At 47.8% G+C, this 14,144-nt stretch carries 11 protein-coding genes; 8 read left to right on the top strand and 3 right to left on the bottom strand.

From position 1 onward, the window contains the following. Window positions 1–169: 169 nt before the first annotated feature. From AC27N8_RS21775 to AC27N8_RS21765, 3 genes are all read left to right on the top strand, one after another. Entirely contained in the window at window positions 170–1,384 is a 1,215-nt protein-coding gene (locus AC27N8_RS21775; protein WP_487069504.1) for a helix-turn-helix domain-containing protein, read from the top strand. A 251-nt stretch (window positions 1,385–1,635) separates the two neighbouring features. Continuing rightward, entirely contained in the window at window positions 1,636–3,120 is a 1,485-nt protein-coding gene (locus AC27N8_RS21770; RefSeq protein WP_487064900.1) for an IS4 family transposase, read from the top strand. Beyond that, a complete protein-coding gene (locus tag AC27N8_RS21765; protein WP_487074839.1) occupies window positions 3,065–3,334 on the top strand; it encodes a hypothetical protein in 270 nt (89 codons plus the stop codon). Before AC27N8_RS21770 ends, AC27N8_RS21765 begins: the two co-directional genes overlap by 56 nt. Before the next feature lie 63 nt (window positions 3,335–3,397). Here AC27N8_RS21765 and AC27N8_RS21760 read toward each other — a convergent pair whose 3' ends face one another. Next, window positions 3,398–5,590, bottom strand: coding sequence for a tyrosine-protein kinase domain-containing protein (locus AC27N8_RS21760; protein WP_487069503.1), 2,193 nt, complete (start codon window positions 5,588–5,590; stop codon window positions 3,398–3,400). Between the two features lie 507 nt (window positions 5,591–6,097). On the opposite strand from AC27N8_RS21760, the gene AC27N8_RS21755 reads away from it, so the two are divergent. After that, window positions 6,098–7,864 carry a tetratricopeptide repeat protein gene (locus tag AC27N8_RS21755; RefSeq protein WP_487069502.1) on the top strand — a complete coding sequence of 589 codons (1,767 nt, stop codon included), beginning with the start codon at window positions 6,098–6,100 and terminating at the stop codon, window positions 7,862–7,864. 105 nt (window positions 7,865–7,969) lie between these two features. Here AC27N8_RS21755 and AC27N8_RS21750 read toward each other — a convergent pair whose 3' ends face one another. Beyond that, a complete protein-coding gene (locus AC27N8_RS21750) occupies window positions 7,970–9,481 on the bottom strand; it encodes a catalase (protein WP_487069501.1) in 1,512 nt (503 codons plus the stop codon). A 249-nt stretch (window positions 9,482–9,730) separates the two neighbouring features. Further along, window positions 9,731–10,831 carry a hypothetical protein gene (locus tag AC27N8_RS21745; protein WP_487069500.1) on the bottom strand — a complete coding sequence of 367 codons (1,101 nt, stop codon included), beginning with the start codon at window positions 10,829–10,831 and terminating at the stop codon, window positions 9,731–9,733. A 637-nt stretch (window positions 10,832–11,468) separates the two neighbouring features. Between AC27N8_RS21745 and modA the strand changes: the two genes are divergently transcribed. The 4 genes from modA (at window position 11,469) to AC27N8_RS21725 (ending at window position 14,094) form a co-directional block, all read left to right on the top strand. Further along, window positions 11,469–12,308, top strand: coding sequence for a molybdate ABC transporter substrate-binding protein (modA, locus tag AC27N8_RS21740; RefSeq protein ID WP_487069499.1), 840 nt, complete (start codon window positions 11,469–11,471; stop codon window positions 12,306–12,308). A 70-nt stretch (window positions 12,309–12,378) separates the two neighbouring features. Then, window positions 12,379–13,197, top strand: coding sequence for an ABC transporter permease (locus AC27N8_RS21735; RefSeq protein WP_487069498.1), 819 nt, complete (start codon window positions 12,379–12,381; stop codon window positions 13,195–13,197). Between the two features lie 154 nt (window positions 13,198–13,351). After that, entirely contained in the window at window positions 13,352–13,678 is a 327-nt protein-coding gene (locus AC27N8_RS21730; RefSeq protein WP_487069497.1) for a hypothetical protein, read from the top strand. Then, window positions 13,675–14,094, top strand: a complete 420-nt coding sequence (locus AC27N8_RS21725) for a type II toxin-antitoxin system PemK/MazF family toxin (protein ID WP_487069496.1) — start codon at window positions 13,675–13,677, stop codon at window positions 14,092–14,094. The genes AC27N8_RS21730 and AC27N8_RS21725 overlap by 4 nt, the downstream gene beginning before the upstream one ends. Window positions 14,095–14,144 lie beyond the last annotated feature (50 nt).

Here is a 14,144-nt window from a genome sequence, read left to right as displayed (position 1 = left end):
TCTTGTCACGCGATGTCTTGAGAAATAAGGCAGTATTTTCGTGTGTTTTTATAGTAAATAATAGATGGTCAATTATCTGATGGGATGCAAGTTGCGCTCAGTTTCTGCTTGCTCTCTCATCGGTTGACGTCTAGCAACAACGGCAGGAATATGTGCTGGGCGAGGAAATATGGAAAAACAAAATGAGATGCTAAAATCTGCTCGCATCGAGAAAAGCTGGACTGCTCAATTTGTGAGTGAGCTTATAGGAGTCAGTTATCATACCTATATGCGCTGGGAAGCTGGAACTCAGGTACCGCGCCCCTCCTCTCTTGATGCGCTGTGCAAAGCTTTTGGCATGTCGGCTCCTGAATTAGGATTTGCGCTTCAGGTCGAAGCTGCCGTGTCCGGGAGGCGTTTTACCGCCGGACAGCATAATCCCGCCCATATGGCGCAACCGGCAGAGGCTGAGTCGCAGATAGAGGAGGAGGATCTCTCCGAGATTGAGGAACAAGATCTAATCTCCTCATTTGCCACTTGGTCAAAGGAATTGGCTTCATGCTGGCAGGCGTATATGTCCGGAGGACAGCGCGAGCTGGAGCGTCTGGTGCCTGCATATATTACGAGCCTGACTCGTCCTACACTTACTCCTGGTCCTGAGCAGAAGATGGCCGCCAGCTTGATGTCTCAGGTTTATCAACTGATTGCTTTGCTTGATCTGCAACGAGGCGATTTTGTCTCCGCACAGACGAATGGCACGCAGGCGCTCGTCTATAGCCAGCTATCTAAGGATTGGAATGTGTATGTCGCAGCTCAGATTCGGATGGCGAGCATCTTTTCCGCACGTAAACGTATTGGCTCAGCCTTGAATGCCTATAACGATGCATTATACTGCATCAATACGAACACGGACCTGATCTCTCCCACGCTCCATAGCTGGATCTTTGCCGGCCTGGCCGAGATTCAGGCTACGATGGGACGCGAGGCGGAGGCTTTGCAACTGTTGAAGTTGGCGATGGCCGTTTTTCCGCTGAAGCCAGAAGAAGATGCATGTATCGCGTATGCGCAATGCGATCGCTCATTGCTTTATCTCTATCAGGGATTAGTCTTTCTAAGGTTGGGACAGCCTCGCCTCGCCTGGGAGGCTTTTTCCCAGGTGGATGAGATGCGTCCTGCTCCCCCTGAACGTATGCGTGCGGAGTTTTTGAGATATCGTGCCTATACCTCGCTGGTGCTGGGAAATATGACTCAGAGCTGTGTATATCTGGAAGCCGCGACACGTGCTGCGCAGGCGATTAATAGTGAGCTGGCTTGTAGCGAGATCTATACGCTGTATGAAGATATGCTGGCCATCTGGGGCCAGGAAACAAGAGTGAAAGGTCTGGCCACGCTTTTTCAGAATTGAGACGTTGGAGTATCGTCGCCAAAAGTAGTATTATGTCAAAGGTCATCACACCAATATCGTATCGGAGATGTACATCCGAAATAGGTCCGTGAAGCTGTGAGGTGACAGGCCAGCCGACGTAGCGCCGTGGTCTTGCGCCCAATACTTCTCAGTTAGGCAAAGAAAAATATCCTAGAGAGATAGAAAAAGAAGTTCTTTTCTGGCACACTCTTTTTATACCGATATTCCAGTCGCCAGAAAGGAACTTCTTCATGTATAGTTTACGCCATATTGAGGCTCAAGACAAATTGAGTGACCAGCTCAACGGACATCTGTTGCTGTCCTTCTTCCCGCAAGAGATCCTCGATACGTGCTTTGCATCTTTGCTCCCAGCCAAGCAACGCCGCACACGCGTCTTTACTCGAACCCTGTTCTTCCTTCAACTGCTCATGAACGGGCTCTGCCCCGACGAGTCTCAGCACCGGGTGTGGCATGCACTGGCCCATCCCTTTGCCTTGCTGCATCCATCAGAGATCTTCCCATCCCTCTCGACGGGAACGATCAGCTATCAACGGGAACGCTTTGATGCGGACATCCTCCATCGCGTCATGATCGCGTGCTGTCGCCCGCGAGCCCATTGCAGCCGTCACCCCGCCTCCTTTTATCGAGGGCATCGTCTGGTAGCTCTTGATGGGACCAAGTTCAATGTGCCTGATACGGCGGCCAACGTCGAAGCGTTTGGGCGTTCCTCCAACCAGCATGGTGAGGGTCCCTATCCCCAAATTCAAGCGGTGGCACTCATAGAATGTGGAAGTCGTTGCGTGCTTGATGTGGTTCTGGGAACGCACGCGCAGGCCGAGATCCATGCCTTGCCCAAGCTCTTTCCCCACGTGAGATCCGACATGCTCATTCTGGGGGATTGTGGCTTTTTCAGCAGTTGGTTTTTTGAACACGTGCAGGATACGCTCAACGCCCAGGTGATATGTGCACTGAGCAGCACCGTGGGACGTCGCGTCGAGAAACGTCTCAGCGATGGAAGTTATCTGACCACCGTCACCCCCAATCGTCGTGCGAGCAACCATCAGGGGACACGCCCCGTTACGATCCGTGTGATCGAGTATGTGATGACAGATGCCAGATTTGGCACGCCCGGACGATGCTATCGACTGGCAACGACGCTGCTGGATGAACAGGTTTACCCTGCCAGTGAACTCATCGAGATCTACCGTGAACGCTGGGAAGTGGAGACGATGTTGAAAGAAATCAAATCGTCCTTGCGAGAGCAGATCAACGTGCTGCGCTCACGAACGCCTGAGGGGGTAAAGCAAGAGGTGTACGCCCTTTTCCTGGCTCACTATGCGGTGAGCGCGGTGAAATGGGAGGCAGCCGCTCAGCGACAGGTCGATGCGGATCAGATCAGCTTTACGCAGACCAAGCATGCACTCAAAGAAGCAATCAGAGAGAGTCTTCTGGCTGATCCCTCGTGTCAAAGCTGGCTGCTGGACCGCCTCATCCGACACGTGTCCATGCTCACGCTCTTGCCCGCACAGCGTGTCCGCATGAACCGACGGGAGCTCAAGCTGTATTACCAGAAATGGCATCGAAAAAAGCGGGACGTCCCTCCCTATGCGACCTTTGCTCCAGGAGAAAGCTTCCTCGATTTTGTGAAGATCTGGGAGCGACCAGAGGGGGTGGATCCACGTGAACAGGAGTGGAAGAGCAAAAAGCCCTCCCCACCCCAGGAGGTCATCGCATGAGATCCGTTTTCTGACCATCACAATGGTGAACAACAGAAGAAAAGAAACATGTTTAACTGAGAAGTATTGTGGTCTTGCGCCCGGCGGCCACGTGACGTATGATCCGCTCGTTTTTGCCACCCAATGCGGCAAGATGAGACGAAACATCGTCGATGGGGACATTTCCGTGCGTGAACTGGCCGCCGGGCACAAGACCACGGCGCTACGTCGGTGAGCATATCACCCCATTGGGATACACATCGCCAATGCCACATCGGCGCTATAACTTTTTGCGATATTATGTTAATTGTTCACGGATCTCGCGATACCTTTCTTGTTCGTGTCGTCCCTTGAATTGATATGTATCTTTTTTGCTCTGAAGCGTCAATCCCTGCTGCGTAGATGGATTTCCTACATTTGGTATTTCTAATGATGTAATTGGATCATTGTTAGACGCTTCTTCTGCTCCCTCATGGTGCTCCGTTTTTACGATCGGTAGTGGGCGTGTTAATTTTTCTGGCTGGCCTGCATGATTCGTATGGTGAGGTGCCGTGATTGATGGGTGTAGGAGCGCACGGAAGCGTTGTGTCTGCTCTGAGGCTGCCACGGGCAATGAAAATTTGGGCTGAGCTGTCTGTGCCCACAGATCATTTTTGCTCCACGGTTGGGGCGTCTCAGGTAATTCTCGCTGTGCTGGCGATTGAGGTGTTTGTGTGGTTGCTACAACCTCCAGGAGTGCTGTATCTACCTCCTTGCTGCTGCTCTGCTGGAGCGTGACGGCGGCAATTGCAGGCTCTTTTTCTTTATTTGTTTCTATGAATTGTTGCTGAGCGCGATAAAAGTACGATCGATAGTGAGCTTTGTGTTTATTTATTACCACTCCCAGTATTGGAGTTTCTAGATGCTGCAATAGGCGATGAGCTTTGATCAGGTTTTCGGGCTGCTCTTGCCGGGATTTTATGACCAGAATGCTTGCATCGGCGACGGCTGTAAGCCTTTGTGTCAGACTTCCTTCTTCTAAAGGAGGCGCATCAAAAATGATGATATCGATCAGCTGAGGTGAGGTCGCGTGCACATTGAGTGATGGTTGAGCCAGTAACCGTTCTTTTAACTGTATCAGGTGGGGTGTGGCAATCTGTATCTGATAATGATCGTGCATGGGTCCAGCTGGTAGGAGCCATAAATTTGGCACGTAGGTTTTCCATTGGGCTAGCCAGCTGGATGTGTAAGAGGCAGGTTGATCCATAAAATCGTTGATACTGTTGGTGAGGCCATAGGTATTGGGTAGATTGAAGGTTGCATGCAGTGCTGGATCTGCGAGGTGTGCATCAATGAGCAAGACACGCATGCCTGAACGAGCCAGGATGATCGCCAGTTGTGATGCCGTTAATGTTGTTCCGGCCTGCCTGTGAAGACTGGTACAAAGCAAGGCACGCTGACCCTTATAGAGTATTTGAAAGTTTATACCCATCACTGCAATCGCGTCGTGTAGAGCATCCAACTTCTGCTCAGAGAAATCAAGTAACTGGTTATTATCATGAAGTGAACGTTGGAGGGGGAGCTGACCCAATGATCGTAATCCGCGCAGCGCCGTTACGTCATCGGCAGTTTTAAGAGAGCTACTCAGCCAATCGACAAGGAGTGCCATCAGGCATATCGTGACCAGACTGGCTCCGGCTGCGAGTAGCGTGTTGAGCCAGATCTGCGGACTGATTGGTTGCTCTGTGGCTGTCGCTGGCTGGACGATATGCAGCAGATCTGCTGCCTGTACTTTTTGGATCTGTACCTGACTATATTGGGTCAGGAGCTGATTGTAACTCTTCTGATACGTATCAAGCAGGCTTTTTTTCTGTGAGATCTGCTGTGGTGGGCTGGATGCCGGCAGCGACGCGTTCAGGTTCTGTTGTGCGTTATCCAGACTTTGCTTGGTGCTTTTGATTTGCACCGTTAGCGCCTGCAGGATTGTCTGAAAATCTGCTATCTCTCTGGTTTGTTGGGTTTGTATGTAACTTTTTGCTACGGCGTTGGCGATCTGTATCGCCTGTTGTGCCGAGATCGCTCGACTTTGAATTAGCAGGAGTTGCGTATGGGGAATGATCGAGCTACTGACAACCTGTTGTAGTTGTTGGAAAGTAAAGGGGGCCAGATTTTGAGCGGCAATTTGCAATACTTCTGGACTGGTTACCAGCATCGGTCCGTTATTTATCAGAGCCTGGGTTTGATCAGCATCGTTACCTGTGACTGTACCGATTTTAATCATTGCTGTTGCCTGGTAAACAGGAGGTAGATAGAGGCTGAGCATATAAGTAACACTGGTACAGATGACGAAAAAACATAGAATCAGTATGCGACGATCTCGTATGACCAAGGCGTAATGGCGTAAGATGGCATTTTTCGGCATGGATTCGCTCTGTCCTTCCTGGCTAAAAGACCTTCTGCTGGTGATTTTGGATTGTGTAGTATCGCCGGTGGAATGTGGTCCTGATAGCATCTCTGTCTTCCTCCTCCCTTGCAACGTGCGCCACATGCGCCTTCTTTCTCTTGAGCTTTTCTCTTAGCATTACTTGCAATGGCTGTGATTGAAAGAGATAAACCATCCTTCATGTTTGTCTCTCTCAATATAGTAAAACGTGCGTTGCATTGAAACATAACAATAGATATTTTTATACTCTTTAATGTATATCTGTTCATAATTTGGGATGGGAATTCATGTTTTTTTCATCTAAAAAATGAAGCTCTTCTATTTCTCACTATTCTGATGGCAAAGAGACGGCAGAACTTTTCTCACGGCGGGAGTCATGTTTCTGATTGTCTATGAGTATTAAGAATGTATCCACATTTTGCTAATAAAGGAGCGACTGAAACGTCTTATTGATGCGGTTGACAAGCAGCAAAGCACATCTTACAATCCATGTGAGAAGATTTTAGTTTTTATGCATAGAAAGCGCTTGGGAAGAAACCTTCCTTTGGTTGGTGACATACAGGGTATTATTTCTGCATGAATGAAGATAAAGAGCGGCGTGTAGTCGCTGATGCTCAATATAATCTAGGATTAGCTCATCGTGAGTCTGAAGCCTCTGCGGTTGGAGATCAGCTAGCCCATCTGGAACAGGCGGAGGCGTGCTTTCAAGCGGCGTTAGATGTCTATTCTTTAAGTACAGCGCCAATCGAATGGGCCAGGACGCAGCAGCAGCTAGGGATACTCTATCGTCGTTTGATGTTGGTAAGTAATGATGCACACTATATCAGTAAAGCAATCACTTCACTGCAAATCTCACTTGAAGTATTTACGCGCGAGACGTCGCAGGCTGAATGGGCTCTGACCCAATATGAGCTTGCCTTGATCTACTTTCAAGTTGGAGGAAGTAGTCGGCGTTCATCTTTATTCAAGGCGCTCTCCTGTTTACAATCCTGCCTGGAGATCTACACTTATGAGCTCTATCCGCTTCCATGGGCATGTGCCTTGCATGCTTTGGGCAATCTTTATTGCTTATTGCCTACCGACGATCGCTATGCGACTTTACGTAAAGCGCTTGATTGTTACGAGGCGACTTTGCGCGTCTATACCTATGAAGATGATGCCGAGGAATGGGCGAAGGCGCACTACTGTCTGGCGAACATCTATGCTTTTTTGCCTGGTGGAGAACGTCAGACAAATCTAGAGAGAGCCATTGTGCACTATCGGGCGGCATTGCAGGTGAACACCTTTGAGGAACATCCGGAACTCTGGGCGGGTACGATGCAGAGTATGGGCAATGCCTATCGCAACATGCCTGGTGACGAAAGTGATAGCAGTCTCCAGGCTGCTGTAGATTGCTATCAGGCCGCTCTTCATGTGTATTCGCGTGAAAATGCTCCCCTGGATTGGGCGACTATCTATAACAATCTCGGTATCACCTACAATTTGATGTCGATAGGCGATGAACAAACGCGTCTGGAGCAAGCAGTATACTGCTTCCGTATGGCCTTACAAGTCTATGTGCGAGATGTTTATCCATCTGACTGGGCCAAGACCAATAATATGCTTGGCTTGACCTATCTGGACATGCCTGCGGGAGATGAACAAGAGCAATTGCGTCAGGCGATTATCTGTTTTGAGGCCGTCTTAGAGATCTATACCTTTGTGCAACATCCACTTGCCTGGGCCAACGTACACTATAATCTGGGCCATGCATATATGATGATACGCGCTGAATATGAAGCTATCCATCAGGATAACCTTCAAAAAGCGATCGCCTCGTTTGAGTCGGCGCTACAGATTTATAGTCGCAGAGATACTCCCTATGAATGGGCGAAAACGCAGAGTAATCTGGGCAACGCTTACCAGGAACTGCAAGCTGGAGACAGATACTTTCACATGCACCAGGCAATCTCCTGTTATCGTGCTGCGCTGCTCGTCTATGCGCGTGAACATATGCAAGATGAATGGGCTCAGACTCAGGGTAGTCTGGGCCATGCTTATTGGAGTATTGCTACCAGTCAGGAGCAAGATTATCTGGAACGAGCGATTGCGTGTTTTGAGGAGGCGTTGCAGATTCAAAACAGTGAGGCGACACCGCTTGAATGGGCGGTCAATCAGCACTATTTGGGACAGGCGTATGCAGATCTGACGCTCGGTGATCGCCAGCAGAACATCCACAAAGCCCTGGCGTGTTATGAAAAGGCTTTAGAGGTCTTTCAGCGCCTGAATATGTCTATCAATATTCAGCATACGTTGCACGACATCGATCGTTTACGCCAATTATTGTCGCGTGATCCAGCATAGCATTGAGAATAAGCACAATCCAGACGCAAAAAAAGGAATTGAGATCAAATCCCAACTCCTTTTTTTGTTCCGTTTGTAGGCAGAACAAGTACCTTGAAGCTTTATTTAATCAGCTTGAGCACCCTCTAACTTTTGCTCAGGAGTGAGAAGAGTCGCAGGTATTCCCAGCCCCTCTGCCAGACGGGTGCCGAGATCGCTATCAACCTTATACCAGAGATTGACGGCCCGCTCCTGGATGAAGCGCTCGACATGATTGCTAAGATGTGCGGTCAGCGTCGCTACCAGATGATCACGATCGGTCTGCGAGAGCGTGTGGCGATAGAAGTTACCAGGCTGCACAAAGTCGTTATCTTCTGCATGTGGCACATACGCGCTACGCTGAATCTCCCCGCTCGTTTCCCAGCTTGGATCGACTCTGGTCGTATCCGCTGCTGGACCGCCGTAGCTGTTGGGAGCATAGACAGGATGGCCGCTATCGTACTTGTAACGCATAGCACCGTCTTTATTGTAGCTATGTACCTCGTTCTTCGGCTGGTTGACCGGCAACTGCAAGTAGTTAGGTCCAATGCGATAGCGATGGGTATCGGGATAGCTGAACATGCGTCCAATCAGCATTTTATCCGGGCTGGGTCCGATGCCAGGAACCATGTTGGCGGGCTCGAAGGATGCTTGTTCAATCTGAGCGAAGAAGTTCTCCGGATTGCGATCAAGTACCAGGCGTCCAACCGTAATGGGTGGATAATCGCTATGCGGCCAGACCTTTGTCAGATCAAATGGATTGAAGCGATAGTTGGCTGCATCCTCGAAGGGCATAATCTGCATCTCAAGGCGCCAGGCGGGGAAGTTCTTCTCATCGATCGCGGCTCGCAGATCGCGGCGATGGTAATCAGGATCTGTGGCGGCCATTGCTGTCGCTTCAGCATCGGTAAAGTTCTCAACGCCCTGCTCTGTCTTGAAATGATATTTGACCCAGGATTTCTTGCCTTCCGCGTTGATCCACATGAATGTATGGCTACCGTAGCCATTCATATGCCGATAGGTCTTTGGCGTGCCACGATCGGACATCAGAAAGGCTACCTGATGGAGAGCTTCAGGCGACAGAGTCCAGAAATCCCATTGTGCATTATTGCTGCGCATATCGGTATCTGGCATGCGTTTCTGCGAATGGATGAAATCCGAGAATTTTGAAGGGTCGCGGATGAAGAAGATGGGAGTGTTGTTGCCAACCAGGTCGTAGTTCCCTTCCTCTGTGTAAAACTTGAGTGCAAAGCCACGAGGGTCGCGGGCGGTATCTGCTGATCCTAGCTCACCAGCCACCGTCGAAAAGCGTGCCAGTACTTCGGTCTTTTTTCCAATTGTATTCAGGAAAGCAGCACTGGTCCATTGTGAGACATCCGCTGTCACCTCGAAATATCCAAACGCTCCGCTACCTTTTGCATGCACCACACGCTCCGGGACACGCTCACGGTTGAATTGAGCCATCTTCTGAATCACATAGTGATCCTGAAGCAACAAAGGACCATTTGGACCTGCCGAAAGTGAATATTCATCACTGGTGGCGGGAATACCAGCGTCGGTTGTTGTTATGGGTGGTTTTTTTTCAAACTGGTCGCTCATGATTTCTCCGATTCTACCATTCTAACGGAATGGTTTCATTAACGATGAACTCCTTACTATTATATCCCATCTTGTCTCTTCATGTCCTCAAATTTTACTTTAGCTGATGATAGTAAGATGTATTAGGTTCCTTTTCCTACTTTGTCTTACGGCTGAACACATGAAATTGAGGCAAAATTAATGTGACATACCCATTTGCTTTTTTGTACTTGTTTACATACACACATCATGCTAAGATGCACCAATTTTTCAATTCTTTACTTCGCTTTTAGGGGTAGTCTCACTCCTATACATACTGTTCATCATTGCGTCCTTCCCGTCTTCGTGACTTGGTGGTCTGTTGTTTATATCTCTATTGTCTTTGATCTTACCTATTGTTTCTTCCTGCTGACTTTGTATGATTTTCCCCTCTGTTTCGTGTTTATTTGTTACGCTAGTTTCTATCTCCTGCTTTCGAGCAGCCACTGCTGCGTTTTTGCCTTGCTCTCTAGTCTTTAAACGATCTTCTATCTTCCCAATCTCGCCATCTTTATCGCCATTAACCTCATGCTTTAGTTGCTGTGCTCTGGCCACGGCTTCGAAGTCCTGGTATGCTTTTTCCAATCCGTTTATCTCAGGATCTGATCTTTGCGCTTTAATTATTTCTGTTTCCAGAGATGTTGATTTCCACTTTTTCTCTTGATTAATTAACCTTTTTAAATCTTTTACTAATACTTTATCTTCAGCTAATCTGTCTGAAATATGCTTGTCATCTCTATATGCTTCCTTGTCTATTCTGCGTGCCATACCAAACTCAGCAAGTTTGCTCGTTATTGCTGACTCTAGATCTCGGGGGTTGCTATTGTTTGTTTTGTTGTAGTCTATTCTTCTATCCGCCCAATTTAGTACATTAGAATCGAAAGATCTTGGAGAAGGAGGCGTTCTGTCTACTGTTTCCAATCCACGCATCTCTGGCTGTGGAGCTTGCCTATTTGGGTTGTAGCCTTCTCCATGTGGAATTATTGTTTGCCCATACTTCTCAGCCAGAGCATCTCTGCTCCTATGATATTTTTTAGTTATTTCATCTAAACGATTTTGTAACAATGTAGCTCTATCTTCATAACCATTACCTTTAAGATAGTTTATGGATTTTTCAAAGGCGTTTTTTATCCTATTGTAACCCTTCTCTATCTTTGTGAGTATCTTTTGGTATGTGCTCTCTTTAGTTGCATCGCCTCTTGTATCACTTTCTTTAGTTGCATCGCCTCTTGTTTTACTCTCTTTTAGTAGATCGGTTTGGCTGCCATACTTTTCTACTTGAGAACCTCGGTTTGAGTTGTCTGATCGATAGAATTTTTCAGATGTAGCCATGAAAATTATTTCCTTTCTACCTTAAAGGTTAGTAGCATTTTATTTCTGCTGACTCTTGTTTGTTGGTTGCTCGATGGGTTGTAACAAGAATGGTTCTGCTGCGGTATAGCGATCCTAAGTCTTCTTGGGGTAATCTGGGTGGTGACACTATCTGTAGTTTCGAGGTAATTCATCTCGAAATACTTTCTGCGGAGAATACTTCCGTGAAGGATGGGGAGGATATGCATGATTTTTCTTGGGTGAGATTGTCCTGTTTTGACGATCTGTTTTAACATCACACCTTGCTCATGATTCAAGTTTATGCTAACTTACATAGAGGAATTCTCTTATTTATTTAGCCTTTTCAATTATAAGCAAGTATACCCTTTTTTTTTTCTGAATGCAATAAAGTTTGCTGGCGTACTATGCTTCTGACCGCGCCCAAATGGTAGCTTGATCTCGCTGGAAAGTGGTAAATTGGCATCAATGTGTTTCCTCCCTTTTCACGTTCCTGGATATGAGTCCTTATTTTATTCTCCTGCATATGCCTTGGATTCTTTACGATAAATGCAGATAAGTCTTTACGAATGTGTGATATACTCAATCTATGAGTACTCGTATTTAAAATAAATATGTAGCATTTAGAGGAGATTTGTCTGTGAAACTTTCGCGTTTTATGCTTCCTATCGCGCTGGCTGTTCTTCTCGTTATCATTGCGGCCTGTGGAGGAACAACATCAGGTAGTAACACAACCACATCCTCCCCAACCGCAGCGGCAGCTCCAGTGAGCTTAAAAATTTATGCTGCCTCGTCCTTGACTGAATCATTCAATGCGCTTAAAACAGCGTATCATGCAGCCCATCCGAATGTGAGCATCACGTACAATTTCAATGGCTCACAAGCTTTGGAGCAACAGCTAGCGAATGGTGCCCCCGCTGATATTTTTGCTTCCGCTGACGTCTCGCATATGACACTGGCTAAGACTGCCAAGCTCGTTACGACCAGCCAGATCTTTGCGAAAAACAAATTGGTTGTTATCGTTCCAGCCAGTAATCCAGGTCATATTACGACATTGAAGGACCTTTCAAAAGCGGGAACAAAGCTTGTGGTCGGAGTTCCTGCGGTGCCTGTGGGAAAGTACGGTTTGCAGGTGCTCGACAATCTTGGGAAATCCGCCCAATATGGATCGGCTTATGAAAAGAGTGTCAAAGCCAATATTGTCTCTCAAGAAGAAAATGACAAAGCTGTCGTGACCAAAGTACAATTGGGTGATGCTGATGCTGGCATTGTGTATCGTACCGATGTAACGTCTGCCGAATCCTCAAAAGTGACGGTTATTCCCATCGATGATCAATATAACGTTGTTGCTACGTATCCTGTCGCAGTCCTGACCGGGAGTACCCAGCAGCAAGCGGCTCAGGCATTCGTGAGCTACATTCTCTCCACAGATGGACAAAGTATTCTGGAAAAATATCAATTTATCGGTGCTAACCAATAAATCAGATGGGTGACCGGTTTGTCGCCTCTCGTTCGTGGATACTGACAGGATTAATGTGAAGATTATGAATATGAGAGCTCAAAGCCATGAGCACGTAGTCATATCCGCATGGTTAGTGAGGGTCGTTGTAGCGATCCTCACCAGTCTTTTTTTCCTTTTTTTGGGAGTTCCATTGGTAGCGCTCTTGTTTCGCGAGCCGCCAGGCGTGATCTGGAGCGAATTTCAGCAACCTGGTATTTTTCAAGCGTTGCAACTGAGTCTGGTGACAACATGTATCAGCACAGGTATTGCCGTCGTGTTTGGTCTGCCGGTAGCCTATGTTCTGGTACGTGTACCATTTCCAGGCAGTAAATTATTAGAGACACTGGTAACTCTTCCTACCGTCCTGCCCCCAGTGGTCGCGGGTGTTGCTCTCTTACTGACTTTTGGACGGCTGGGTCTGCTGGGACAATATCTAAATTTTATTGGTGTCACAATTCCTTTTACAACCGCTGCGGTGGTGATGGCGCAGGTATTTGTAGCGGCACCTTTTTTTATCAATAGTACCAAAGCGGGACTTGAGCAGCTCGATCGACGCTATGAAGCAGCGGCCTATACCTTACGCGCTTCGCCGCTCTATGCCTTTCGGCGGATTGTCCTCCCCTTAATCCGACCGGCTTTGCTGACGGGGATTGGACTGACGTGGGCGCGTGCTCTGGGAGAATTTGGGGCCACGATCACCTTTGCAGGTAACTTTCCTGGCGTGACGGAGACGATGCCGATTGCAGTGTATGTGGCCTCTGAAGCGGATCTAGACCAGTCGATTGCGCTTTCAATTGTCCTGCTGGCGGTTTCATTTGGCATCCTGTTTGCCTTGCGGCTAGGCCAGTATTACAACGCGAAAAAATAGTGGCCTGAAACCTTGCTTTCGCTTGAATTTTTAAGCTTTTTCTGAGCTAATCTCTAAGCTTTCTAATAAAACAGTCATACCTTCATTGACAATTGAGAGACCTCTCTGTACAATAAGAGGAGGTGAGATTGTATTATTAGCAGGAGGCACCGTTATGGCTGTGATGCATACAGACCTGTACCGTCACGAGAACCTCGTTAGAAAATCGGTTCAGATACCTTCAACGCAACATACCGAGCTTAACGCTCTGGCTATGGAACTTGATTCCTCTCTTGGCGACGTGTTAGAAGCTATTATGGATCTAGTGCGGCAGGATGATTATCAACAAGTCAAATCGGCCATTATTGAAAAACGTGAACGCGAACTCTCCACTCTCAACCACTCTCTCGACGAAGCCTACTCCTATCTAGGTTCCCTCCCAGAAACACTTGAAGAAATCCAATTTTGTTTTAGTGCGTGCTGTGAAGGTATGTTTGCATGAGTAATGAGGCGAGGCAATCTTTGCCCAGCCTGAAACACCAACCGGATCTGAGCACAAATGCTCCGAATCCCCGCCGTGGAGAGATTTGGGACGTGAATTGGTCACCGGGTCGAGGCGCAGAACAACAGGGTACCCGACCGGCACTTATTATACAAAATGATCGAGGGAATGCATCGTCATCATACCCCCTTACTATCGTTGCCTCCATGAGCCGCACCGAACGAGAATTGCCGCTCCATATACGCATCACCCCCAATCAACTCAATGGATTAACCGATTTCACCGACGTCAAATGCGAACAGATTATGACTGTTGAGAAGTCACGTCTGATCAGGCGACGCGGCGTGATTACTCCGGAAGAGATGCAGCGCGTTGACCAAGCCATCCGCATCAGCCTCCATCTACTGCGCGACTAAATACACCCTTTCTTTTTTTACCTACTCTTTAAATTATACATTGCCTTTCT

The sequence above is a fragment of the Dictyobacter sp. Z7_2 genome (assembly GCF_057551105.1).
The sequence above is the reverse complement of the archived record's forward strand: the minus strand, read 5'-3'. Positions and strand labels throughout refer to the sequence as shown.